Raw genomic sequence first — 24,630 nt, forward strand, 5'->3', positions numbered from 1 at the left:
TATCATGCCCGCAGAATTCGATCTCTATGGCGTCTACATTCCACGCCTTCTCGTGCTCATGCTCGTGACGCTGTTTGTCGTCATCGTTCTTCGACGCCTGCTTGCATGGGCTGGAGCCTACACTCTGGTCTGGCATCGCGGCCTCTTCGATCTCGCACTTTACGTCCTGCTGCTCGGCGCCGTCTCCTCTGTCTCCCGTTGGTACTTCACATGAACACGCTAAAACTCATCGGCCGTGTGGCCGTCACTCTCATCTTCGTCGTCGCTGCCGTCTATGTCGGCCGCCAGCTCTGGGGCCATTACATGGACGAGCCCTGGACGCGCGACGCGCGTCTGCGCGCCGATGTCGTCGGCATTGCGCCTGACGTTTCCGGTCTTGTCAGCGAGGTCATGGTCAAGGACAACCAGACCGTCAAGAAGGGCGATCTCCTCTTTCGCGTCGATCGTGATCGCTTCGCCATCGCGCTCGAACAAGCGGATGCGGCTCTGGCAAGCAGCAAGGCCGCTCTCGATCAGGCCAGCCGCGAAAGCCAGCGGCAGGCGCGTCTCGGCGATGCGGCCTCGCTCCAGCAGAAGGAGCAGGCGCAGACGACCGAACAGCAGGACGAAGCCTCTCTCCGTCAGGCAACGGCCAATCGCGAGCTCGCCCAGCTCAACCTCGACCGCTCCGAAGTCCGCGCCACCGTCAACGGCACGATCTCGAACCTGAGCCTGCGTCCAGGTGATTATGTTTCGGCAGGGACCGCCAAGGTGGCGCTGATCGATACCGATTCTCTGCGGGTCGAAGGCTATTTCGAGGAAACCAAGCTGCCGCGCATCCATGTCGGCGATGAAGTCTCCATCCACCTGATGGGCCAGGCCGAGAAGCTGACCGGTCATGTCGAAAGCATCGCCTACGGCATCGAGGACCGCGAGCGCACCTCCGGCAGCCTGCTTGCCAATATCACCCCGACTTTCAGCTGGGTGCGCCTGGCGCAGCGCGTGCCGGTGCGCATCGCGCTCGACAAGGTGCCCGATGGCACGAAGCTGATTGCCGGCCTGACGGCAACCGTCGAGGTGCAGGAACAGGGCAAGGCCAAGATCGCCAGCGCTGCGGAATGAACATCGCGTGAAAGGGCAGGGCGGCCGAGTTCAGGCCGCTCTCGAGCTGGAAGCCGCAACCGGCCTGCGCGCGGCCCGGCGTTTTTCCATCATGATCGGCCTGTAGGATCTGTAGAGGATCATGGCGATCAGCAGGCCGATATAGATATATTGCTCCAGCGACAGGATCTTGGTCGAGAGCGCGAAGTGCAGCGCACCGCAGGCGGCGACGATATAGACCAGACGGTGAAGCCAGATCCATTTTTTGCCGAGACGTTTGATCGAGAAATTGTTTGACGTCACCGCCAGCGCCAGCAGCATGACGAGGCCTGCCATGCCGAACATGATGAAGGGTCGCTTCAGCACGTCGACGACGACAGCCTGCACGTCCAATGCCTGATCCAGCACCATATAGACGATCAGATGCATCAGCGCGTAGTAGAAGCAGAGCAGGCCGAGCGCTCGGCGATAGCGCAGATAATTCCAGCCGAAGAGATCTCTGAGCGGCGTGACCGCAAGCGTCAGCAGCAGGAAGCGGATCGCCCAGAGCCCCAGGAAAAGCTCGAAGGTCTTGACTGCATCGGCACCGAGCTGGTCCGTGGCGCCGAGATAGAATTCCCAGGCGGCCGGCAGCAGCCCGACGACGTAAAGCGCCCAGACGGAGGCGGGTTGCCAGCGCTTGGGCAGGGTCAACGAAAGAGCCATCAGAAGTTCACCCGAAGGTCCATGCCGGTGTAGAGGCTCGCAACCTGATCGGCATAGCCGTTGAAGGGCAGGGTGGGATGACGGTTGGAGCTGAAGAAGCCGCCTTCGCCGATGCGGCGCTCCGTTGCCTGGCTCCAGCGCGGATGGTCGACGGCCGGATTGACGTTGGCGTAGAAGCCGTATTCCTGGCTATTGGTCACCTGCCATGTGTTCAGCGGCTGCTTGTCGGTGAGCGTGATGCGCACGATCGACTTGATGCCCTTGAAGCCGTATTTCCACGGTACGACGAGGCGGATCGGCGCGCCGTTCTGGTTCGGCAGGGTCTCGCCGTAGAGACCGACGGCAAGCAGCGTCAACGGATTGCGCGCCTCGTCCAGCCGCAGGCCTTCGACATAGGGCCAGTCCAAGGATTGGAGAAGGCCTGACTGCCCCGGCATTTCCTCCGGCCTGACGACCGTCTCGAAGGCGACGAACTTGGCGCTGCCGAGCGGCTCCACCTTATCGAGCAGGGCCGAGAGCGGAAAACCATCCCAAGGTATGACCATCGACCATGCCTCGACACAGCGCATCCGATAGACACGCTCTTCCGGCGGAAACTCCTTGATCAGCGCGTCGATGTCGAAGGTACCGGGTTTGTTGACCATGCCGTCGACCTTGACAGTCCATGGCCGCGGCTTGAACTTGCCGGAAAGATTGGCCGGATCGGCCTTGTCGAGTCCGAATTCGTAGAAGTTGTTGTAGGTGGTGACATCCTTGATCGGCGTGAGCTTCTCGTCGACGGTGTAGTTGCTCTTCGTCGCGGTCAGCGCATCCGCCAGTGCGGCCTTGCCGCCGGCGGCAGTCATGCCGATGCCGGCCGCGGCAGCCGTCAGGAAGTCGCGGCGCTTTAGGTAGACTGAGCGCGGCGTGATCTCGGACGACGCAATTTTCGGCGGGCGGTAGGCAGCCATGACTATTCCTCTATGCAATCTCAGCTTCGATATGAGCTATACGCAGCAGGTGCGCATTTTGTTACACTCTTAGGCCGGTATTTCTTTGCGAGGGAAACCAACTTTTTGTGTGCACTTGTGATCGGGCTGCTTCGTTCCCAATTCTGATCGTATCGTTTGATCGCGATGAAGCGGAACGGTCGTCCCAACTCGCGTTTGCCTTGCAGCGTACCGGATTCGCTTGAGTTGATAGTGACAGTACCGCACGATTGGATTAGGACAATTCCAAAAAGCAGGACTGTCGGCGCTCCCTTCGGCGCAAAGCCCAGGCCGGCCGACGCTGCATAAATTCCAGGATGACGAGGAAGACACCATGCCAGCTTATCGTTCCAGAACCACGACCCACGGCCGCAACATGGCCGGCGCGCGCGGCCTTTGGCGCGCCACGGGTATGAAGGACAGCGATTTCGGCAAGCCGATCATTGCGGTGGTCAACTCCTTTACTCAGTTCGTGCCCGGTCACGTTCACTTGAAGGATCTCGGCCAGCTCGTGGCGCGCGAGATCGAAGCGGCCGGCGGCGTCGCAAAGGAATTCAACACCATCGCCGTCGACGACGGCATCGCCATGGGCCATGACGGCATGCTCTATTCGCTGCCGTCGCGCGAGCTCATCGCCGACAGCGTCGAATATATGGTCAACGCCCATTGCGCCGACGCCATGGTCTGCATCTCCAACTGCGACAAGATCACACCCGGCATGCTGATGGCGTCGCTGCGCCTCAACATCCCCACGGTCTTCGTCTCGGGCGGCCCGATGGAAGCCGGCAAGGTCGTCCTGCACGGCAAGAAGGTCGCGCTCGATCTGGTCGACGCCATGGTTGCGGCAGCCGACGACAAGATCAGCGACGAGGATGTCGCCACCATCGAACGTTCGGCCTGTCCGACGTGTGGCTCATGCTCCGGCATGTTTACCGCCAATTCGATGAACTGCCTGACCGAAGCACTCGGCCTGTCGCTGCCCGGCAACGGCTCGACGCTGGCGACCCATGGTGACCGTAAGCGCCTCTTTGTCGAGGCCGGTCACCTGATCGTCGATCTCGCCCGTCGCTACTACGAACAGGACGACAACAACGCCCTGCCGCGCACCATCGCCTCGAAGCAGGCTTTCGAGAATGCCATGGCGCTCGATATCGCCATGGGCGGCTCGACCAACACGGTTCTGCACATCCTGGCGGCGGCGCATGAAGGCGAAATCGATTTCACCCTGGCCGACATCGATGCCCTGTCGCGCCGAGTGCCCTGCCTATCGAAGGTAGCGCCGGCCAAGAGCGACGTTCACATGGAAGACGTGCATCGCGCCGGCGGCATCATGTCGATCCTCGGCGAGCTCGACAAGGGCGGCCTGATCAATCGCGATTGCCCGACCGTTCACGCTGAAACGCTCGGCGATGCCATCGATCGCTGGGACATCACCCGCACCAACAGCGAGAGCGTGCGCGAATTCTTCCGCGCTGCACCGGGCGGCGTCCCGACCCAGGTTGCCTTCAGCCAGAGCTCCCGCTGGGACGAGCTCGACACCGACCGCGAAAAGGGCGTCATCCGCTCTGTAGAGCATCCGTTCTCCAAGGATGGTGGACTGGCCGTTCTCAAGGGCAATCTGGCGCTCGACGGCTGCATCGTGAAGACGGCCGGCGTCGATGAATCGATCCTGAAATTCTCCGGCCCGGCCAAGGTCTTCGAAAGCCAGGATTCGGCCGTTAAGGGCATCCTCAGCAACGAGGTCAAGGCCGGCGACGTTGTCGTCATCCGCTATGAAGGCCCGAAGGGCGGCCCGGGCATGCAGGAAATGCTCTATCCGACGAGCTATCTGAAGTCGAAGGGTCTCGGCAAGGCTTGCGCGCTGATCACCGACGGCCGCTTCTCCGGCGGCACTTCGGGTCTCTCCATCGGCCACGCCTCGCCGGAAGCGGCAAACGGCGGCACGATCGGTCTGGTGCGCGAAGGCGACATGATCGACATCGATATCCCGAACCGCACCATCAGCCTGCGCGTCGACGACGCTGAACTCGCCGCTCGCCGCGAAGCCCAGAACGCCAAGGGCTGGCATCCGGCTGAGTTCCGCAAGCGCAACGTCACCACGGCGCTGAAGGCCTATGCGGCTTTTGCGACCAGTGCTGACCGCGGCGCGGTCAGGGATCTCGGCGGGAAGTAATTAAGCCCCTTTGCCCCGCAAGGCGGGGAGAAGGTGGACTCTCTCGGTCGCGCGGAGCGAGACCGAGAGAGGATGGATGAGGGGCCTTCTGGATATTCACGGCGATGGCAAAGCCCACCGCTCGTGCGGTAGCCCTCTCCCCGCAGGCGGGGAGAGGGGACGACAGCGCAGGATCTTCTGGCTCGTCATAGCGGTCGATTGATCTGCTTATACGTTTCGTTCAGCTCCTTCAGGCGATCCTGATAGGACGATGTCAGGCAGGCGACATCCGCGGCGCAAGTCTGCCGCTTCTTCAGCCATTCTGTCTGCTGGTCCTGCATCGCGCCGCGCGCGCCCATGGCGAGGAGCCCCGAGAGCAGGTCGAAAGTCGTCACCATCTTCACGTCTGCGTCGTTGAGCGCCCTGACGTCGCATATCGTCTTCTCATCCGGCTTCAGGTTCTGCGCCTCGCAATCGAAGCTGGCGGCATGGGAGGCGCCGGCTGCACTGAAGGAGATAATGAGGACGGCGGCGGCAAGGCTGTTCAATCGCATGATTCTGCTCCCTTTGACGATTCACAACGCAAAATGCATGACAGCATGTTTTTGTTCATCGAACCTGTTTTTTATCGCCGCAAACTTCCATTTATGCTTCATGCTTCCGCCCTCTTTTCTTTCTAGCGTCGGGCGCTACAACGTTGTTTCAAGAGCATTAAAAAAGGAAGTTTCCATGCATGTCCTCCTGAGGCGCACCACCGTTTCGATGATTGCCCTCATCATGGCGATGCCGCTTTCCGCTGAGGCGCAGACGGCGAAGTCGGTGCCGCAAAACCAGATGCAGATGCAGCTTTCCTTCGCACCGCTGGTCAAGCAGACGGCTGGAGCGGTGGTGAACGTCTATGCCGAGCGTATGGTGCAGCGGCAGTCCCCCTTCGCCGGCGATCCCTTCTTCGAGCAGTTCTTTGGCCAGCGCATGCCGAATCGCACCGAGAAGCAGTCTTCACTGGGCTCAGGCGTCATCGTGGAGGCGAACGGCACTGTTATCACCAACAATCATGTCGTCGACGGTGCCGATGATATCAAGATTGCGCTGTCGGACGGCCGGGAGTTTCCCTGCAAGGTCGTGCTGAAGGACGACAGGGTCGATCTCGCGGTCCTGAAGATTCAGTCGAAGAACGAGAGCTTCCCGATCCTCCCCCTTGCCAATTCCGATGCGGTCGAGGTCGGTGATCTCGTGCTGGCGATCGGCAACCCCTTCGGCGTCGGGCAGACGGTGACGAGCGGCATCGTTTCGGCGCTCGCCCGCAACCAGGTGAAGAACGAAGTCGGCTTCTTCATCCAGACCGATGCCTCGATCAATCCCGGCAACTCCGGCGGCGCGCTGGTGAATATGAGCGGCGAGCTGATTGCGCTTAACACCGCCATCTTCTCGCAGGGCGGCGGCTCGAACGGCATCGGCTTCGCTATCCCCGCCAACCTGGTCAAGGTCTTCCTTGCGGCATCCGATCGCGGCGATAAGTCTTTCGAGCGCCCCTATATCGGCGCCTCCTTCGAGCCTGTGACCTCTGATGTCGCCGAAGCGCTTGGCCTGGACAAGGTGCGCGGCGCTCTAGTGACCAAGGTCCTCGATGGCGGCCCGGCAGCCAAGGCCGGCTTGAAGCCAGGGGAAGTGATCACCGCTCTCAATAATATCCCGGTCGAGCATCCGGATGCGCTCGGCTATCGCCTGACGACGGCGGGCCTCGGCGCCACCGTGTCGTTGACGGTGCTGGACAATGGCAAGGAGCATGAGGCCAGCATGACGCTTGCCGCTGCGCCTGAATCCACGCCGCGAGATGAAAGGCTTATCCAGGGCAATAATCCCTTCGCCGGCGCAACCGTTGCCAATCTTTCACCGCGCGTTGCCGACGAATTGCATCTGCCGCCCGATTCGACCGGTGTCGTCATTGAAAGTCTGAAGTCGGATTCGCCCGCCGAGCGCCTCGGCTTCGCGCCGCGAGATATCGTTGTTTCCATCAATGGCGTCGCCGTGAACTCTACTGAAATATTGCAGCGTACTGTCGGCTCCAATCCGAGTTTTTGGCGCGTGGAGATCGATCGTGACGGCCAGCGTATCAGGCAGTTCTTCCGATGAATGACGACCTGTTTGCACCGCAGATACCGGAGGAGGTCGCCAACAAGCGACCGCTTGCCGATCGTCTGCGGCCGCAAACGCTGGCCGAAGTCACCGGCCAGCCGCATCTGACGGGCGAAGACGGCGTTCTGCGCCGGATGATCGAGGCGGGGTCGCTCGGCTCCATGATCTTCTGGGGCCCTCCCGGCACTGGCAAGACGACGGTCGCAAGGCTGCTTTCAGGCGAGGCCGGTCTTGCCTTCGAGCAGATCTCGGCGATCTTCTCCGGCGTCGCGGATCTGAAGAAGGTGTTCGAGGCCGCGCGGCTGCGCCGCATGGCTGGCCGCCAGACCCTGCTCTTCGTCGACGAGATCCATCGCTTCAATCGTGCGCAGCAGGATAGTTTCCTGCCCGTCATGGAAGACGGCACGGTCATTCTGGTTGGCGCCACGACGGAGAACCCATCCTTCGAGCTCAATGCCGCTCTTCTCTCCCGCGCCCGCGTCCTGACATTCCGCTCGCATGACGAGGAAAGCCTGGAAGAGTTATTGCGCCGGGCCGAGGCCGTGGAAGGCAAGCCGCTGCCGTTGACTGAAGATGCCCGCGCCAGCCTGATCGGCATGGCTGATGGCGACGGCCGCTCTGTGCTGACGCTTGCCGAGGAGGTCTGGCGCGCCGCGCGCAAGGACGAGCTTTTCGATCCCGATATGCTTGTCAAGATCGTGCAACGTCGGGCTCCGGTCTACGACAAGGCGCAGGACGGGCACTACAATCTCATTTCGGCCCTGCATAAATCCGTGCGCGGCTCCGATCCCGATGCGGCGCTTTACTATCTCGCCCGCATGTTCGATGCCGGCGAAGACCCGCTCTATCTCGGCCGCCGGCTGGTGCGTATGGCGGTCGAGGATATCGGGCTTGCCGATCCGCAGGCGTTGGTGATCTGCAACGCCGCCAAGGATGCCTATGACTATCTGGGGTCACCGGAGGGTGAGTTGGCGCTGGCGCAGGCCTGCGTCTATCTCGCCACCGCTCCGAAATCGAATGCGGTCTACACCGCCTTCAAGGCGGCCACGCAGGCAGCCAAGCAGAACGGCTCGCTGCTGCCGCCCAAGCATATCCTCAACGCGCCGACGAAACTGATGCGCACCGAGGGATATGGCGACGGCTATCATTATGATCACGACGAGCCGGATGCCTTTTCAGGCCAGAACTACTTTCCGGAGAAGATGGGCCGCCAGACCTTCTACGATCCGCCCGAACGCGGTTTCGAGCGCGAAATCCGCAAGCGGCTGGACTGGTGGGCGAAGCTTCGCAAAGAGCGCGGCGAGCGCTAGATTTCACCGGCCGGTGACGTCCTGCTGTGCCTTCTGGATACGCGGAGCAGCCGTTTTGTCGACCATCTTCACGCTCGATTCCGCCAGGCTTTTATGGCCCTCCATGTCGACGACGAGATGCCAATGGCCGGCTTCGGGAATGGTCAGCCGGATCGGCGATTTCTTGGCGACACCGCCGATGAACTGATGCTTGAGGGTTTCCGTGAAGCGCTCGAAATTCGAGCTGTTCATCAGCCGCACGTTGGCGATGGCTGATAGTGTGATCTCGATCACCGTTCCGGTGCGTTGTTCCTTGAGATCGTAGTGGCTGTAGCGGAAGGCAGGCTTTGACATTTGCGTTTCTATTCTCTGGAACACCCGGCCAGAAATCCTACCCGAAGCCGGGTTAAGGAAACGTTGGGCCGGGTGTGCAGCTGTCGAAGCCTGCGCTCAAGGGCAGGGTCTAATGAAGATTGGAAGAGGCGGCCGGGAAGCCATCCAGGTCGAGTACAACGCCTTCGGGCGCGTGGCAGATGTCCGCCGGGTTATGGTTGCACTCTTCCGCTGCGAAATGCAGGGCGGCAGCCTCGTTGCGGAATAGGCCGCCGACGAGGCCCTGCCGGTCCTGGACAATCCAGCTGCCGCGACGGTCACGGCCGACGATGAAGCGGGCCGGAGCCGGCAAGAGGGAGCTGTGAGCCGAGCGGCGTTGGATATACTGTGCGTTTGCCATGTGATTTTCCTCGTGGATCTCTTCGATTACACTCAATGCCCGGCCCAATGCAGCAGCATCTGGAGGACGCCGGCGATGAGAAGGACAAGTCCGAGGCGCGGAGCGACGGCGTGAAGGCCGTCCAGCAACGCTTGTGAAGAGATGCGCCACCCGCTGGCTGCGAGGGTCGCAGCACGAGGGCGTTGGAGGGGATCGGCGGGTACGCCGGCATGCATAAAGCGTGACATCATAGTTCCTTTCCAGTGTCACCGGCACCTCTGGTCCGCTAAGACCGCTTCAGGTGCCACGCTGTTGAATCTATGGTTGGGCCGCTAGGATTTCCATTTGTCTGAAATGGCAAAAATATTAAAATCTCATAGGGATGGAGCGGTTTTACAATCCCAGCCGGAGGGCATGGCGGGACGCAAGCCGGCCGCTGCCGTCGAGCTGAAGCGGCGCGACGGCGGCCTGGATCGCCGCCGCGGTTTGACTTTCGACGGAGACCAGCGGCAGGCGTACGTCCGGTTCGAAATCTCTCATGAGTGACAAGGCGTGCTTGACCGTTGCGGGCTCGCTCTCCTGTCTCAGCGCGTTGAACAGCGGCCGCAAGCGATCATCGATTGATCGGGCGGCGGCCAGGTGGCCGCAGGCTGCTGAATGCTGCATGGAACGGAAGAGCCGGGGTACGATATTGGCGGCGTTGGAAAAACAGCCATGACCGCCCGCAATCGTAAAGGCGAGCGCGCTTGTGTCGCTGGATGCGCAGAAACCGAACCATTCCGGCAGCAGGGGGCGGCAAAGATCCAGGCGCGTGATATCGCCGCTGCCATCAGCAATCCCTATGATGCCGGGAATTTCGGCCAACCGGGCGATCGTCGTCGGAGCGAGATCGATTGAGGTATGGGATGGCTGGTTATGGACGATAAGCGGCAGGTCGGTGCGCGCCGCAACCTGCTCGAAGTGGTGAAGGACACCCTTCTGCGTCGGCTTCGAATAGTAGGGCACCGTCACGAGGGCGGCGCCGGCGCCGAGCCGTTGCGCCTGCAGCGTCTCTTCCACGGTCGTCGCCGTGTCATTCGTGCCCGTCGCAACGATGACGGGCGTCCTAGCCTCTGAAAGCTCGACGCAGGTTTCTATGATGCGCACCCGTTCGGCATCGGTCAGCGTCGGCCCTTCGCCCGTCAGCGAGCAGGCGAGCAGCCCATCGACGCCGCTCAGCAATTGCCATTCGACATGCGCCGTCAGATTGACGGTATCGAGCGTACCGTCGCGAAATGGTGTTGCGAGAGCGGTGATCGCACCGCCGATGCGCCTCTGCAAGCTCGGCCTGCCCATGGTCATGGCGCCTCAGAGATAGTGAAGCACGATGAAGAGCTCCAGGCCGCCGAGCAGCAGCCCGAAGGCGAACATCGCCTGAAAGGTGCGCTTCTCGCGAACCTGGCGATTGCGAAGCCGGCGTCCGGGCTGGGGCTTTGCTGTTGAAGCTGACGGAGCGACGCGATGGTGTCTCTCGTCGCTGTCGTGAACGAGAACGCGGATGGATTCCGTCAGGCTGGGTGCGTGCGTGTCGAGCATGGCATAGGCCTCCATATTTCGACGCAAGCATAGTGCCGGGCAGCATAGGAAATCCATTCGCGGCGGGAGGTGAAGAAGTAAGGGAGATATAAAGAGCCGCGTTGCCGGGGCCTCAGCGGATATCGCGAAACTCTGTATCCGTTGAGGAATACGGCCGGCGAGACCCGCCGGCGAACCGCTATCCGGCCGCCTGCAGGTTCTTTCGGTCCAGCTGCGTCACCAATGCAAGGATCGTTGCTGAAGTCGGCGTCGGCACGCCCGTCAGCTTGCCGAGCGTGACGACGACGCCGACGAGCGGTGTGATTTCCAGTGCCTTGCCGGCAAGCAGATCCTGCAGCATCGAGGTGCGCACAGGCCCGATCTGGCGCGAACGCTCGAGACGTTCTTCGACCGATATCGCTATGCGCGATCCCAAAGCCCCGGCAACGGCCTTCACCTCGCTCATCACCTGGCCGACCATCGCGGAAAGAGCGGGATCGTCCATAATGTCGGACATCAACCCCCGCGTCAGCGCGCTGATCGGATTGAAGGCGGCGTTGCCCATCAGCTTACTCCAGATGTCGTCGCGAATGCGCGCCGAAATGGAGATGTTGATGCCCGCCTTCTGCAGCAGCGCTGCGATGGCCTCTAAGTCCGCGGTCGTCTCGCCGGACGGTTCTCCGAGAATGAAGTGGCCGTTATTGCTGAGCTTGATCTCGCCGGGGCTGATGACCTCAGCGCCCTGATAGGCAACGCAGCCGATAACGCGCTCGGGGCCGATCAGCCGCCAGAGATCGCCGTTCGGATCCAGTTCCTCCATCTGGTGCTCGGCATGGCCGCTCTGCCGGTCCCGGTGAAAATACCACCACGGCACGCCGTTCAGGATCATCACGATGCGCGTGCCGGCATGCAGGAGCTTGGCGATGCCGGGAGCTGCCGCGCCGAGCTGGTGCCCCTTAAGCCCGGTGATGACGAGATCCTGCGGCGGCAGATCGCCCGCATCGTCGGTAGCCGTCATCCGGGCGACGAGGGGGCGATCCGCATCGGCCTCCCAAAGGCGTATGCCGCCAGCGCGAATGCCGTCCAGATGTGCTCCGCGCGCGATAACGGAGATGTGTACCTGCTCCTCTTGTGAGGAGGCCAGCTTTGCCGCAATAGCACCGCCAAGCGCGCCCGCGCCATAGATGCAGATGGTCTTGGGAGGGGAGGAAATCATGGCGTAGTGCTCCGAGTCGATCACGGTTGCTGCAAGGTAGGTCATATCAGCGATTTGGCGAATGGTTTATTAGTTCAGGCGCAATTGGAATTGAAATTCGTCGGGCCTTCATTCACATTACAGCCTTGTGGAAATTTCACCATTTCTTTGAACGGCTTGCTCGAGCTTGACTGAAACCAATCCGGCAAGGGACCACAGTTTCGGCTTGTCCCGCCAGTATTGGCTGATGCGGATTTCATGAACACAAATATGTTTTCGCTGCATACATTTGGTGGTTTGAAGCTTCTGGACAGTGATGGCCGCGAGATCGCGTTTCCTGAGAAGGGCCTGTTGATTCTGGCCTATCTGATGGTGGGGCCGGCGGAGCGCGCGCCGCGCAGCGCAATAGCCGAGCTTTTGTGGGGGCAGGACGATAACGGCAATGCCAAGGTCAATCTGCGCAAGCTGGTTTCGAGAATAAGAAGCCGCCAGGGCGAGCTGGGCAGGGCGTTTCTCCGGTTCAGCGAAACCGCCATCGAGCTTGAGCCGCCGCGACTGGCTTCCGATATTTCGCTTCTGGACGCTGATCGGGCCGATCCGGTTTTTACAAAGCTGAAACTGCTGTTGGAAACGCTCGAAGCGGAGTTCCTGGGCGGGATCAATTGCCAGAGCCCGATCTTCTTCCATTGGCGTGAGGCGCAGACGCATCGCCACGCGCAGGTGCTGAAGGAAACTTTGATGGTGGCCGCCGCACAGGCCAGCACGAAGGACGAGATCGCTCTGGTGAAAGAGGCCGCACTCCTGGTTTTTGGTGCCGATCCGGAGGATCCGGATATCCGGCGCATTCTGCTGCGGATATTCGACGCGGCCGGGGAGGTCGAGCACTTCAGGCGCATTTTCGAACGACGCGGCGCGCTGCTGGCGTCATTTTCGCGGTCGGAGGATAAGTCACCCACCCATGGTCAAAGTGCCGCCGGCTCGGCGGAAGGATCTGTGGATGCCGGGCAGAAGATAGGGATACCGCTGCGGATATTGCGTCCCTCCGACACACAAACCAGCGCTTATGACGCGTCGTCCCTCATGGACGACATCACCATAGGCTTCTGCGCGCTGAATAGCCTGGAGGCGAATGATCGCTGCACCGCTATCCGGATTGGCCGGCGAGACGAGGATGCGGCCTCCGGTCAGCAAGACCGGTCTTATGTTCTGCACATGCGTCTAAGCACGCAGAACCACAACACCCTGCTATTTTCACAGCTTGTCGAAACTGCCAGCAACGAGATCGTCTGGGCGGACCGCCTCAGCCTTGAGCAATCTCCCCACGAACAACAGAGGCAGAAGATCGCGCGTCATATCGTGTTGTCGCTGACGGGGCAGATCGAACGTCGGGAAATGATGCGGGCTCATTTCGACAGAAGTCCAGCGGCCTATCAACGCTATCTCTCCGGTCGACGTTACCTTGGCCGCTTGTCGCTGCCGAATCTGCAGAAGGCGCGAGCGGAGCTCGAGGCTGCATTGCGGAGTGGCGATCGTTTCGCCCCTGCCTTGAGCTCCATCGCCCGCACCTATTCCAGGCAATGGTTGTTGACCTCGGGCGGGGATGCAGCCCTGCTGAAGGAGGCTGAAGGCTATGCCGTGCGGGCGATTGCGGCGCGGCGCGACATCGCGGACGGCTATCGCGAATTCGGCGTTGCGAAAACCTTCCAGGGCGCGAGTGACGAAAGCCTCGAAGCGCTGGAATTGGCCGAGGCTTTGAACCCGAACCATCCCGGCATCATTGCCGACCAGGCGGAGGCGCTGATCTATTCGTCACGGCCGGATCTGGCCCTGCAAAAGATCGAAACTGCCATTGCGCTTCATCCGCTGAGCCCCGATTCCTATTTCTGGATCGCCTCGGCGGCAAGCTATATGCTCGGCAGCTTCGAGGCCGCCCTGGGCTATATCGACCGGATGGCGGATGCCCGCCTGGCGGACAGGATTTCGGCAGCGAGTTGGGCGATGCTCGGTGATAAGGAAAGGGCGGGTTTCTTCGTCCGGCGCGTTCATGACGCCAATCCCGGCTTCGATATCGACAAATGGCTTTCCGTGGTGCCGTTCAAGGAGCAATGGCAACACGACATGTATCGCGAGGGGCTGCGCAGAGCGGGCTTCTGGAAGAGCAGTTCAAATCCGGCCGGGGCGTAGTTCTTAAGGATACGCTGCCGTTCGAACCGCCAAGTCTGGTGCGGCTGGAACGGGCGTTTTCCGCTCACTGTTCCATCGGGCTAGTCTTTACCACAATCGCATCCTAACCTTGGCTAGATCGCTATGGACCGGGAACAACCGGTGCGGTATCGATCTATCGTTTGTCCTTTCTAAGTTGATGAATTCGCCGGGGAAGATCATTGCGTTTCGAAGCCTTAAACCGCCTTTGGGAAAGCGTTCGGGAGACCAGCCATGATTTCCGGGCCTCGACGGACGTCTTTCCCGTCGTCGATATCGACAAGCTCGGATCGACCCTCGACTTGAAAGAGAAAGGTGCCGCGGCGGGACGGTTGAACCGGCCAGGATCTGGCGCGCAATCATTCGACGAGACGGAGCAGCGGATCGTCACCTGGGTCGAAGCCGAGAAGAAGAGCTCCTATCAGGTCCTCGAGGATCAGCTCCAGACCTTCGACAGCCGCCTGCGAAATCTCGATTTCGAAGGACAGTTCGGGCTGATCCGCCAGGCGAACGCCTCGAGCCTATCGGATTTCAAGGCGGAGGTGGCAAGCGGCGTCGACGAGCTGCACGGCCTGCGCCGCAATCTGAAGACCGCCGAGGACGAAATGGTGGATTTCAAGGCCAGGCACAGGCTGCAGCGCGCGGCAAAGGTCTCCAGCAAGGCCGCCTGGGGCTTCAAGGTCGCGCTCATCATCTTTCTCGTTCTCATTGAAATGCTGATGAACGGTAGTTTCCTCGCCAAGGGGAGCGAGCAGGGCGTCGTCGGCGGCGTGACGGAAGCGGCTGCCTTCGCGTTTCTCAACATCGGCACGGCGCTGATGTTCTCTTTCTTCTGCGTCCGCTTCCTCCTGCATCGCTCCTATGCGCTGAAGCTGCTCGGCCTGCTCGGTCTCGTCGCCTATGTCGCCGTCGCCTTGGGGATCAACATCGCGCTGGCACATTACCGCGAGGTATCGGCCACCATTTTGAGCGGCGCCGGCGCCGAGGTGATACAGCGCTTGAAGACGGCGCCGCTGGGGCTGCAGGAGCTGAACTCCTGGATGCTTTTCGCCGTCGGCCTGATGTTCTCGCTCGTGGCTTTTATCGACGGCTGCTATCTCACCGATCCCTATCCGGGTTTTGCCGGCGTGCAGAAACGCCTCGATGCGGCGAGAGACAATTATATCGACCGCAAGCTGGATCTGATCGACGACCTTCGCGAGATCCGCGACGAGCACAACAGCAAGATCGAGGAAATCATCCGCGACCTCTCGCTGCGCCGGCAGGAGACGGCTGCCATCATCGCCCATCGCGGCAGAACCGCCGGCCTTTTTGCCGAACACCAGAACCATCTCGAACGCGCCGCCAATGTGCTGCTCACCAGCTATCGCGATGCCAATAGGGCGGCACGCACCGAGCCGGAACCGCCCCATTTCGCATCCGCCTACAAAATGGAACGGTTGACGTCGGTGCTGCGCACAGAAGAAGAATGGGACGACAAGGTGCTTGGCGCGCGCATCCAGAGCGCACAGGCCGAGCTGTCGGAGCAGATCAAGCAGATTGGCGACGAATTCGAAAGCGCCATCGAGAAGTATCACAAGCTCGACAATCTTTTCCCGGAGAGCACCCTTGGCGCGACGCAAGCGGCGTAGTCGGCGCGGCGGCTCCGCCGGCCTCATCATCGCAACGGTTTGCCTTGCCGTCCTGTCTCTCGGGATCGTCGGCGCCTATGGCTGGCTGCGCTACAAGGCGAGCGGCAATGTCGCCGTCGATCAGGCGTCGCTCTGCCCGGTGGACGGACCTAAGGCGGAAACGGCCATATTGCTCGATGTCACCGATCCGATCTCGGATACGACGGCGCTCGATCTGCGCAACCAGTTCCAGAAGATCGTCGCCGAAGTGCCGATCGGCGGCGCGGTCGATATCTACGCCCTGACGGAAAAGGAGGGCGAGCTCATCCAGACCTTCCACGGCTGCAATCCCGGAAGCGGGGCGAACGTCGACGAATGGACCAGCAATCCGCGCCTGGCGCAGGCGCGCTGGGAAAAGGGTTTCCAGAAGCCGCTTGCGGATATTGCCGGCAAGCTGAATGTTGGAGAATCCGGCACGCAATCGCCGATCATGGCGGCCATCCAGAAGATCAACCTGGAGGTCTTTGCCGGCGCGCCGGGCGGCATGCCGAAACGCCTGTTCGTCGCCTCCGACATGATCGAACACACGACAGCCTTCTCGAACTATCGTGATGGCGCTTCCTACCAAAAGTTCCTGCATAGCCCCGCCAACGATAGGTTCCGTACGTCACTGGACGGTGTCGCGGTCAAGATTCTTGCCTTTCAAAGGCCGAATATGAAGTTCAGCATGGAGGATCTCGCAAACTTCTGGGCGCAGTGGATCAAGGACAATAACGGCCATTTCGACGGGTTCGTGCGATTGGAGGGGATACGCTGATGGCCGGCACCGAGGCGAGATACGTCATTCGAGACTATGGGCCGATGCTCCTCTTCGCATCGGTCACCATCGGCGGCATGATCTTCATCTGGTCGTCGAAGCTCATGGGCTGGTCGCTGCCGATCGTGACAGGCGTGCCGCTGCTGCTGATGGGCATCTACTTCGTGGTATCGCTGGCCTTCGCCGGATTTCGGCTGCACAACGAGCAGGCCGGCGACAATCTCTATTACATGGGTTTCCTCTTCACCCTGTCGAGCCTGGGCGTTTCGCTCTATCTCTTCGCCGGCGAAACATCGATCGAGACCATCGTCCGCAATTTCGGCATCGCCGTGACCTCGACGATCGCCGGTGTGACGCTGCGCATCCTCTTCAACCAGATGCGGCGTGACCCGATCGACATAGAGCGCAGCGTGCGCCACGAGCTTGCCGAGATGACCCGGCGGGTGCGTACCGAACTCGACTCCTCGTCGCGCGAGTTCTCCCATTATCGGCGGGTCAGCAATCAGATGCTCTCGGAAGGGTTCGAGGAGATCGCGCACCAGGCCGAGCGCAACGGCCAGGAGATCAGCAAGATCCTGGAGGTGCTGGCGAAGCAGGCGGTGACCCCGATCAACGATGCGGCGGCACAGCTGACGGCAACGACGTCGCAGCTCTCCGATATCATCGGCAAGTTCGGCACCACTGTCGAAAGCGTCGGCAAGAAGCTGGAGGAGATCCGGTCGCCTGAGGATGTTGTCCGCGCCGAGCTGGCGCCGGCGATTGTCGCCATCAAGGAGATGTCCGAGGCGCAGCTGCAGCCGTTGCGCAATATCGAAGAAGCGCTCAATCGCATGGCGGAGGCGATGGGGCAAACGCCGCCCCCGAAACCGAAAGCCGATGACGGCGGCACCGTATCGAAGGACGAAGCCGTGCCACGAAAACGCTGGTGGCGCCTATGGTAACGGAAGCCTCGGACAGCAGGCCGAAACTGGAGCACAAGGGCTATAATCGTGGCCTCATCCTCGGTCTGACGATGGCCGAATCCATGCTGCTTCTGGTCTTCTGCCTGCTGCTCGTTGCCGCCGCCATGATCTCGGCGGAGAGAAACCGCCGCTACGAGGTCGAGCGTAAGCTCGGGAAAGCCGAGCAGCAGATCGTCTTGCTGGAGAAGAAGCGGGCCGAGCAGGCAGCGCAGATCGTGCAGTTACAGTCGAAGCTCGTCTCCGGCGATCTCTCGGCAGCCGACAAGGCGGTCGTGGAGAAGCAATGGCGCGAGTTGGTGCTGGCGCGCGAGACGCTCGACAGCATAGCGAGCGAAGGTGCGACGTCAGCCGATCTGCAAGCGCTTTCCAGGGTTGCCGCTGTTTTGAAGGAACACGGCGTCTCGCTGACGGCCGCGCCCGATGAGGTCGACAAGCTGCTGGCCGGCAATGCAGGCGGGAAGGGTGCTCACGACTGGCCACCGATCATCAATCTCGACGATGCCAAGAAGAATTATTTCCAGTCCGGCAGCGCCGAGCTCACCACCACTTTCGCGCGATTGCTGGACACGACGATCACCGACGAAATCGCCAGCAATCTGAGCCTCTATGGCGCCAATATCGTCGAAGTGATCGGCCACACGGACGAACAGCCGATAGCGCGCGAAAAATCCAATCTCGACGATACGCTGATCAGCGCGATGGACGGCAAGCTGCCGGTATCGGCTTTGCTGCCGGCCGACAATGCCGGGCTTGGGCTCGCCCGCGCCATCGCAGTCGCCAATGTTCTCAAGGCCAATCCCAAGCTGAAGGATGCCACCATCCTGCCGATGTCCGCAGCGCAATTGATCCTGCCCGGCGATACGATCACCTCAGGCCAGCGCGGCGCCGTGGAGTCGCGCCGCCGCATCGAGATCCGCGTGCGCGGCAGAACGATGCCCGTTGCCGTCATCAATGCCGGAACCGCACTGCCTGCAGAGGTGCACTGACGCCGGCTTTGCAGGGGTGTCAGCTATGCAGGCCGGGCGCCTCATGGCCGGTGCGCGCCACATATTCCGTATAACCGCCGCCATATTGGTGAACGCCCTCGGGCGTCAGTTCCAGCACGCGATTGGAGAGCGCTGCGAGGAAATGCCGGTCGTGCGAGACGAACAGCATGGTGCCCTCGTATTGCGACAGTGCCTTGATGAGCATTTCCTTCGTGTCGAGATCCAGATGGTTCGTGGGTTCGTCCAGCACGAGGAGGTTCGGCGGGTTGAAGAGCATGATCGCCATGACAAGCCGCGCCTTCTCGCCGCCCGACAGCACGCGGCATCTCTTCTCGACATCGTCGCCGGAGAAGCCGAAGCATCCGGCGAGTGCGCGCAGCGGCCCTTGGCCCGCCTGCGGGAAATCGTGTTCGAGCTGCTGAAACACTGTGCGCTCGCCATCGAGAAGATCCATGGCGTGCTGCGCGAAATAACCCATCTTGACGCTGGCGCCCAAGGCGACGCTGCCTTCGTCCGGCTGCGTCGAGCCTGCCACCAGCTTCAGCAGGGTGGACTTGCCGGCGCCGTTGATGCCCATGATGCACCAGCGCTCTTTACGCCGCACCATGAAATCAAGCCCTTCATAGATGATGCGGCTGCCGTATTTCTTATGGACGTTTTTCAGGTTGACCACGTCTTCGCCGGAGCGCGGCGCTGGCTGGAATTCGAAGGCGACCGTCTGTCGCCGTTTCGGCGGCTCGACGCGATCGATCTTCTCCAGCTTCTTCACGCGGCTCTGCACCTGCGACGCGTGCGAGGCGCGCGCCTTGAAGCGCTCGATGAACTTGATTTCCTTGGCAAGCATCGCCTGCTGGCGCTCGAACTGCGCCTGCTGCTGCTTCTCGTTCTGGGCGCGCTGCTGCTCATAGAACTCATAGTCGCCCGAATAGCTGGTCAGGTTGCCGCCATCGATTTCGATGATCTTGGTGACGATGCGGTTCATGAACTCGCGGTCGTGCGATGTCATCAGCAATGCGCCCTCGTAGCCCTTCAGGAAGGACTCCAGCCAGATCAGGCTTTCGAGATCCAGATGGTTGCTCGGTTCGTCGAGCAACATGACGTCGGGGCGCATCAGGAGAATGCGGGCCAGCGCCACGCGCATCTTCCAGCCGCCCGAAAGCGCGCCGACATCGCCGTCCATCATCTCCTGGCTGAAGCTCAAGCCATCAAGCACTTCGCGGGCGCGGCCTTCCAGCGCATAGCCGTCAAGCTCCTCGTAGCGCGCCTGCACCTCGCCATAGCGTTCGATGATCCTGTCCATATCGTCAGCCTGATCGGGATCGACCATGGCTGCTTCGAGCTCGCGCAATTCTGCGGCGACAATGCTCACAGGCCCGGCTCCTTCCATTACTTCGGCGACGGCGCTGCGGCCTGCCATCTCGCCGACATCCTGGTTGAAGTAACCGATGGTGACGCCCTTGTCGGCCGAGACTTGCCCCTCATCGGGCTGTTCCTGTCCGGTGATCATCCGAAAAAGCGTCGTCTTGCCGGCGCCATTGGGGCCGACGAGCCCGACACTCTCGCCCCGGTTGAGTGCTGCGGACGCCTCGATGAAGAGGATGCGATGGCTGTTCTGCTTACTGATGTTTTCTATACGGATCATGTCTACGAGAGGCCCAAGGAATAAGTTTCGGGGCCTTATGCCACGGGTTGGCGGCTCTGTCGCAGGTTTTTAGCCATGTGATCGCAGGATGTGTGCCCGCGCAGCGGCTGCGTAATGAAATTCACGCCCGATCAACGATCCGCCAGCGGCCTTCTCCACATCTCTGCGACGAATGGAGCTCCTGCGGGCGTACCATCTGCCGTAAACGGCGTGGTGCCCATGCAATACGACAGGACGAACCACAAGTTCTGGATATATGACGGCGGCTGAGGGTATCACCCTGAATTGACGTCATCCGGACGTGAAAGTGGCTGAGGGAAATATACAATAGGCCCCGCGACTTTCGTGCGGGGCCCATTAGACAACTAATTAAATCGAGGCGCTCAGCTGCAGCCGCTCGTCGCGCCGCAGGTATCGCACTTCTCGCAAGTCCCGTTCCGCACCATCGTGAAGTTCTGGCATTCCGTGCACATGTTGCCGGTGTAGCCCTGCATGATGGAGCGGGCGCGGCGTTCGGATTCGAGCTTCTTGGCTTCCGTCTTCGCAGCGGCTGCGTCGCTCGCAGCCTTGTCGGTGAAGAGGCCAGTGGATTCGGCGACTTCGCTGACAACTTCTTCCGCAATCTCTTCGGCCAGTTCCTTGGCGCGCTCCTCATAGTCACGCTTGAAGGCGACGACTTCGGAGGTGGAGATGGCGGTCGCCGGTTCCAGCTTGCGCACCGTGTTGCCGGCAAAAGCCGTGACGGTCGCGAGCGAGGCGGCGCGTGCCGGGGCGGCCGTGGCAGCACCCTTCACCTCGGCTGCGGAGCGCTCGCCTGATGTTGGAACCAGCGTCGGCTTGTAGCCGCGGGTCAGGCCCTTGGAGAAGACATCGGCCTTGCCTTCCGATACGCCGCGGCCAAGCGCCGTGTTGTTGAAGTCGGACGTATCGACATGGGCGAGGTCGTGACGGCCGAGATAGGAGATGGCCAGTTCACGGAACACATAGTCGAGGATCGACGTGGCGTTCTTGATCGCGTCGTTGCCGGTGACGATGCCGGCCGGCTCGAACTTGGTGAAGGTGAAGGCGTCGACATATTCCTCGAGCGGCACGCCGTACTGCAGGCCGAGCGAGACCGAGATCGCGAAGTTGTTGATGAAGGCGCGTAGCGCCGAACCTTCCTTGTTCATGTCGAGGAAGATTTCGCCAAGGCGGCCATCGTCATATTCGCCGGTGCGCAGGAAGATCGTGTGTCCGCCGATCTTGGCCTTCTGGGTGTAGCCCTTGCGGCGACCCGGCAGCTTCTCCTGTGTCCGTATGACCTTTTCGATCACGCGCTCAACGATCTTCTCGGTGATGGTGACGGCCTGGGCGGCAGCCGGAGCCTGCAGGAATTCCTCCATCGCATCCTCGTCGCTGTCGTCCTCGATCAGAGAGGCGTTCAGCGGCTGGCTGAGCTTGGAGCCGTCGCGATAGAGCGCGTTCGCCTTCAGGCCGAGCTTCCAGGACAGCATATATGCGTTCTTGCAATCCTCGACGGTTGCTTCGTTCGCCATGTTGATCGTCTTGGAGATGGCGCCGGAGATGAAGGGCTGGGCAGCCGCCATCATGCGGATATGGCTTTCGACCGAAAGGTAGCGCTTGCCGATCTTGCCGCAGGGATTGGCGCAATCGAAGACGGCGAGGTGCTCGTTCTTCAGGAACGGCGCGCCTTCGAGCGTCATCGCACCGCAGACATGGATGTTGGCGGCCTCGATGTCCTTCTTGGAGAAGCCGAGATGGTCAAGCAGGCTGAAGCTGATGTCGGCCATCTGCTCGTCGGAAACCTTCAGCACGCCCTTCATGAAGTCGGCGCCGAGCGTCCACTGGTTGAAGACGAACTTGATGTCGAAGGCGCTCTTGAGGGCAGCGTTGACGACGTCGATCTTCTCGTCTGTAAAGCCCTTGGCCTTCAGCGTCGAGGGGTTGACGGCCGGAGCCTGGTTCAGGTTGCCATGGCCGACGGCATAGGCCTCGATCTCGGCGAGCTGGCTTTCGGAATAGCCGAGTGCACGCAGCGCTTCCGGAACGGCACGGTTGATGATCTTGAAATAGCCGCCGCCGGCGAGCTTCTTGAACTTCACCAGCGCGAAGTCGGGCTCGATGCCGGTCGTATCGCAATCCATGACGAGGCCGATCGTGCCGGTCGGCGCGATCACGGTTGCCTGGGCATTGCGGTAGCCATGCTTCTCGCCGAGTTCCAGCGCCTTGTCCCAGGCAGCCTTGGCATGGGCAACGAGATCCTTGTCCGGGTTCTCGGAGTGGATCAGCGCCACCGGATTGACCGACAGGCCCTCATAGCCTGAGGTCTCGCCGTAGGCGGCGCGACGGTGGTTGCGGATGACGCGCAGCATATTCTCGCGATTCGGCTTGAACATCGGGAATGTCCCGAGTTCGGAGGCCATTTCGGCCGAGGTCGCATAGGCGACGCCGGTCATGATCGCGGTCAGCGAGCCGGCGATGGCGCGGGCTTCGTCGCTATCATAGGGAATGCCGGACGACATCAGCAGTCCGCCGATGTTGGCGTAGCCGAGGCCGAGCGTGCGATATTCATAGGAAAGCTCGGCGATCCGGCGCGACGGGAACTGCGCCATCATCACGGAGACTTCGAGAACGACGGTCCAGAGGCGGACGGCATGTTCGTAATCGGCGATGTTGATGCGCTTCGTCGCCGCGTCCTTGAAGGTCATCAGGTTCAGCGAAGCAAGGTTGCAGGCGGTGTCGTCGAGGAACATGTATTCCGAGCACGGGTTGGATGCGCGGATCGGGCCGGCAGCCGGGCTGGTGTGCCAGTCGTTCATCGTCGTGTTGAAATGCAGGCCCGGGTCGGCCGATGCCCACGCGGCATAGGAGATCGATTCCCAGAGGTCGCGGGCCTTCAGCGTCTTGATGACCTTGCCGTCCTTGCGTGCCGTCAGGTTCCAGTCGCCATCGTTCTCGACGGCGCGCAGGAAGTCGTCCTTGATCGAGACCGAGTTGTTGGAGTTCTGGCCCGATACGGTGAGATAGGCTTCCGAATCCCAGTCGGTATCATAGGTCTTGAACTCGAGATCCTTGTAGCCCTGGCGAGCGAACTGGATGACGCGCTGGACGTAGTTTTCCGGAACCTGATCCTTCTTGGCGGCGCGGATTTCGCGCTTCAGGGCAGGGTTCTTGGCCGGATCGAAGCAATTGTCGTTGTCGCCTTCGCAATTGACCGTGGCCTTCATGATCGCCTTCAGGTGCTTGGCGACGATCTTCGAGCCGGTCACGAGAGCGGCAACCTTCTGCTCTTCCTTGACCTTCCAGTTGATGTATTCCTCGATATCCGGGTGGTCGATGTCGACGACGACCATCTTGGCGGCGCGGCGGGTCGTGCCGCCTGACTTGATGGCGCCTGCAGCGCGGTCGCCGATCTTCAGGAAGCTCATCAGGCCGGAGGAACGGCCGCCGCCGGACAGCTTTTCGCCTTCGCCGCGCAGCAGCGAGAAGTTCGAGCCGGTGCCGGAGCCGTATTTGAAGAGGCGGGCTTCGCGAACCCACAGGTCCATAATGCCGCCTTCGTTGACGAGGTCGTCCTCGACGGACTGGATGAAGCAGGCATGTGGCTGCGGATGCTCATAGGCCGACTTCGACTTGGTGATCTTGCCGGTGAAGGGGTCGACATAGAAATGGCCCTGGCCGGGGCCGTCGATGCCGTAGGCCCAGTGCATGCCGGTGTTGAACCACTGCGGAGAGTTCGGCGCGACGCGCTGGGTGGCAAGCATATAAGCGAGTTCGTCCTGGAAAGCGGAGGCGTCTTCCTCGGTCGAGAAATAGCCGCCCTTCCAGCCCCAGTAGGTCCAGGTGCCGGCCAGACGGTCGAAAACCTGGCGCGCGTCGGTTTCGGAGCCAGTCTGGCTCTCCTTTGGAAGGTCTTTCATGGCAGCTTCATCGGGCACGGAGCGCCACAGGAATGAAGGAACGTCGTTTTCCTCGACTCGTTTCAGCTTGGCGGGCACGCCGGCCTTGCGGAAGTACTTCTGCGCCAGAATGTCGGCGGCAACCTGCGAGAACTGTGCGGGCACATCGATATTCTCGAGGCGGAACACGACCGAGCCGTCGGGGTTCTTGATCTCGCTGGTCGCTTTGCGGAATTCGATATCCGCGTAGGGCGACTGACCGGCCTTCGTAAAGCGACGTTCGATGCGCATGGTCCCAATCCTCGTTCGTTGGCGCGCCCATGAGAGAGCAGGGCGCAAAAATCCTAATCCGGCCTCGCGATTTCAACGCGCAGCCAGTCTTCAATCCGCTTTCTGACAGGAGGTGTCATCCGGAGATGCCTTCCTGTATCTTGTGGTGATGGTGGCTGTAAACACTAAATATAGTATTAACAGCTTATTGCCGCCAGTCCCCGCACACATTTTTTGGCAGCATCGATATCGGCACAAAAACCCTCACGGCGGCCACCAATCATGGTGCATCGCCCTGAATCCAAATCCGATTTCGAGTTGAGGACCAGCCCTCGTAATTACATCCGGTCCAGTCGCCGCCGCAACGTCGTCCATTAACTTTGAAAGACCCGTTTTCGTCAAGGGGTGGTTTGAAATGGATTGTTAACCACAATATCTTGTGGGCTTGGCT

21 protein-coding genes are annotated in these 24,630 nt (G+C 61.1%); 10 read left to right on the forward strand and 11 right to left on the reverse strand.

Annotated elements, in window-relative coordinates:
• Window positions 1-4: 4 nt before the first annotated feature.
• Together AB8B29_RS05415 and AB8B29_RS05420 are read left to right on the forward strand one after the other, a co-directional pair.
• A complete protein-coding gene (locus tag AB8B29_RS05415) occupies window positions 5-214 on the forward strand; it encodes a DUF1656 domain-containing protein (protein WP_037199953.1) in 210 nt (69 codons plus the stop codon).
• Entirely contained in the window at window positions 211-1,101 is an 891-nt protein-coding gene (locus AB8B29_RS05420; protein ID WP_047557893.1) for an efflux RND transporter periplasmic adaptor subunit, read from the forward strand. Before AB8B29_RS05415 ends, AB8B29_RS05420 begins: the two co-directional genes overlap by 4 nt.
• Window positions 1,102-1,131: 30 nt before the next feature.
• Here the strand turns inward: AB8B29_RS05420 and msrQ are convergent, their stop codons facing one another.
• Together msrQ and msrP are read right to left on the reverse strand one after the other, a co-directional pair.
• Window positions 1,132-1,785 carry a protein-methionine-sulfoxide reductase heme-binding subunit MsrQ gene (gene msrQ / locus AB8B29_RS05425; protein ID WP_425349994.1) on the reverse strand — a complete coding sequence of 218 codons (654 nt, stop codon included), beginning with the start codon at window positions 1,783-1,785 and terminating at the stop codon, window positions 1,132-1,134.
• The gene (gene msrP, locus AB8B29_RS05430) at window positions 1,785-2,735 is read right to left on the reverse strand and encodes a protein-methionine-sulfoxide reductase catalytic subunit MsrP (RefSeq protein ID WP_047637993.1); all 951 of its coding nucleotides are present in this window, start codon (window positions 2,733-2,735) and stop codon (window positions 1,785-1,787) included. The genes msrQ and msrP overlap by 1 nt, the downstream gene beginning before the upstream one ends.
• A 352-nt stretch (window positions 2,736-3,087) precedes the next feature.
• On the opposite strand from msrP, the gene ilvD reads away from it, so the two are divergent.
• Window positions 3,088-4,926 (forward strand): dihydroxy-acid dehydratase, encoded by a 1,839-nt coding sequence (gene ilvD, locus AB8B29_RS05435; RefSeq protein ID WP_047557889.1) that lies wholly within the window; start codon window positions 3,088-3,090, stop codon window positions 4,924-4,926.
• Between the two features lie 185 nt (window positions 4,927-5,111).
• Here the strand turns inward: ilvD and AB8B29_RS05440 are convergent, their stop codons facing one another.
• Window positions 5,112-5,459 carry a lysozyme inhibitor LprI family protein gene (locus AB8B29_RS05440; RefSeq protein ID WP_037199943.1) on the reverse strand — a complete coding sequence of 116 codons (348 nt, stop codon included), beginning with the start codon at window positions 5,457-5,459 and terminating at the stop codon, window positions 5,112-5,114.
• A 175-nt stretch (window positions 5,460-5,634) separates the two neighbouring features.
• Here AB8B29_RS05440 and AB8B29_RS05445 point away from each other — a divergent pair, with 175 nt between their 5' ends.
• Window positions 5,635-7,038 (forward strand): DegQ family serine endoprotease, encoded by a 1,404-nt coding sequence (locus AB8B29_RS05445; protein ID WP_037199942.1) that lies wholly within the window; start codon window positions 5,635-5,637, stop codon window positions 7,036-7,038.
• Window positions 7,035-8,351, forward strand: a complete 1,317-nt coding sequence (locus tag AB8B29_RS05450) for a replication-associated recombination protein A (RefSeq protein ID WP_037199941.1) — start codon at window positions 7,035-7,037, stop codon at window positions 8,349-8,351. Before AB8B29_RS05445 ends, AB8B29_RS05450 begins: the two co-directional genes overlap by 4 nt.
• 3 nt (window positions 8,352-8,354) lie before the next feature.
• Here AB8B29_RS05450 and AB8B29_RS05455 read toward each other — a convergent pair whose 3' ends face one another.
• The 6 genes from AB8B29_RS05455 to AB8B29_RS05480 form a co-directional block, all read right to left on the reverse strand.
• A complete protein-coding gene (locus AB8B29_RS05455) occupies window positions 8,355-8,684 on the reverse strand; it encodes a DUF1883 domain-containing protein (protein WP_047557885.1) in 330 nt (109 codons plus the stop codon).
• A 109-nt stretch (window positions 8,685-8,793) separates the two neighbouring features.
• Window positions 8,794-9,063, reverse strand: coding sequence for a hypothetical protein (locus tag AB8B29_RS05460; RefSeq protein WP_037199938.1), 270 nt, complete (start codon window positions 9,061-9,063; stop codon window positions 8,794-8,796).
• Between the two features lie 32 nt (window positions 9,064-9,095).
• On the reverse strand, window positions 9,096-9,293 hold the full coding sequence (locus AB8B29_RS05465; protein ID WP_037199937.1) for a hypothetical protein: 198 nt from the start codon (window positions 9,291-9,293) through the stop codon (window positions 9,096-9,098).
• A 142-nt stretch (window positions 9,294-9,435) separates the two neighbouring features.
• Window positions 9,436-10,377, reverse strand: a complete 942-nt coding sequence (gene dapA, locus AB8B29_RS05470; RefSeq protein WP_037199986.1) for a 4-hydroxy-tetrahydrodipicolinate synthase — start codon at window positions 10,375-10,377, stop codon at window positions 9,436-9,438.
• 12 nt (window positions 10,378-10,389) lie between these two features.
• The gene (locus AB8B29_RS05475) at window positions 10,390-10,617 is read right to left on the reverse strand and encodes a hypothetical protein (protein ID WP_131512087.1); all 228 of its coding nucleotides are present in this window, start codon (window positions 10,615-10,617) and stop codon (window positions 10,390-10,392) included.
• 178 nt (window positions 10,618-10,795) lie between these two features.
• Window positions 10,796-11,812 (reverse strand): ketopantoate reductase family protein, encoded by a 1,017-nt coding sequence (locus AB8B29_RS05480; protein WP_037199985.1) that lies wholly within the window; start codon window positions 11,810-11,812, stop codon window positions 10,796-10,798.
• A gap of 237 nt (window positions 11,813-12,049) precedes the next feature.
• Here AB8B29_RS05480 and AB8B29_RS05485 point away from each other — a divergent pair, with 237 nt between their 5' ends.
• The 5 genes from AB8B29_RS05485 (at window position 12,050) to AB8B29_RS05505 (ending at window position 18,368) form a co-directional block, all read left to right on the forward strand.
• Complete coding sequence (locus AB8B29_RS05485) at window positions 12,050-13,975, forward strand: hypothetical protein (protein WP_113090936.1); 1,926 nt, start codon at window positions 12,050-12,052, stop codon at window positions 13,973-13,975.
• A gap of 200 nt (window positions 13,976-14,175) precedes the next feature.
• Complete coding sequence (locus AB8B29_RS05490) at window positions 14,176-15,624, forward strand: hypothetical protein (protein WP_439006207.1); 1,449 nt, start codon at window positions 14,176-14,178, stop codon at window positions 15,622-15,624.
• The gene (locus AB8B29_RS05495) at window positions 15,602-16,420 is read left to right on the forward strand and encodes a hypothetical protein (RefSeq protein ID WP_037199931.1); all 819 of its coding nucleotides are present in this window, start codon (window positions 15,602-15,604) and stop codon (window positions 16,418-16,420) included. Before AB8B29_RS05490 ends, AB8B29_RS05495 begins: the two co-directional genes overlap by 23 nt.
• Window positions 16,420-17,361, forward strand: coding sequence for a hypothetical protein (locus tag AB8B29_RS05500; protein ID WP_113084669.1), 942 nt, complete (start codon window positions 16,420-16,422; stop codon window positions 17,359-17,361). Before AB8B29_RS05495 ends, AB8B29_RS05500 begins: the two co-directional genes overlap by 1 nt.
• The gene (locus tag AB8B29_RS05505) at window positions 17,355-18,368 is read left to right on the forward strand and encodes an OmpA family protein (RefSeq protein WP_113118298.1); all 1,014 of its coding nucleotides are present in this window, start codon (window positions 17,355-17,357) and stop codon (window positions 18,366-18,368) included. Before AB8B29_RS05500 ends, AB8B29_RS05505 begins: the two co-directional genes overlap by 7 nt.
• A gap of 19 nt (window positions 18,369-18,387) precedes the next feature.
• On the opposite strand, the gene AB8B29_RS05510 is transcribed toward AB8B29_RS05505, so the two are convergent.
• Both AB8B29_RS05510 and AB8B29_RS05515 read right to left on the reverse strand, forming a co-directional pair.
• The gene (locus tag AB8B29_RS05510; RefSeq protein ID WP_113118297.1) at window positions 18,388-20,010 is read right to left on the reverse strand and encodes an ABC-F family ATP-binding cassette domain-containing protein; all 1,623 of its coding nucleotides are present in this window, start codon (window positions 20,008-20,010) and stop codon (window positions 18,388-18,390) included.
• Window positions 20,011-20,393: 383 nt separating this feature from the next.
• On the reverse strand, window positions 20,394-24,200 hold the full coding sequence (locus tag AB8B29_RS05515) for a vitamin B12-dependent ribonucleotide reductase (protein WP_047638003.1): 3,807 nt from the start codon (window positions 24,198-24,200) through the stop codon (window positions 20,394-20,396).
• Between the last annotated feature and the right edge of the window lie 430 nt (window positions 24,201-24,630).

This window comes from Rhizobium sp. 11_C7_N12_5 (assembly GCF_051811145.1).
Classification (GTDB): Bacteria; Pseudomonadota; Alphaproteobacteria; order Rhizobiales; family Rhizobiaceae; genus Rhizobium; species Rhizobium lusitanum.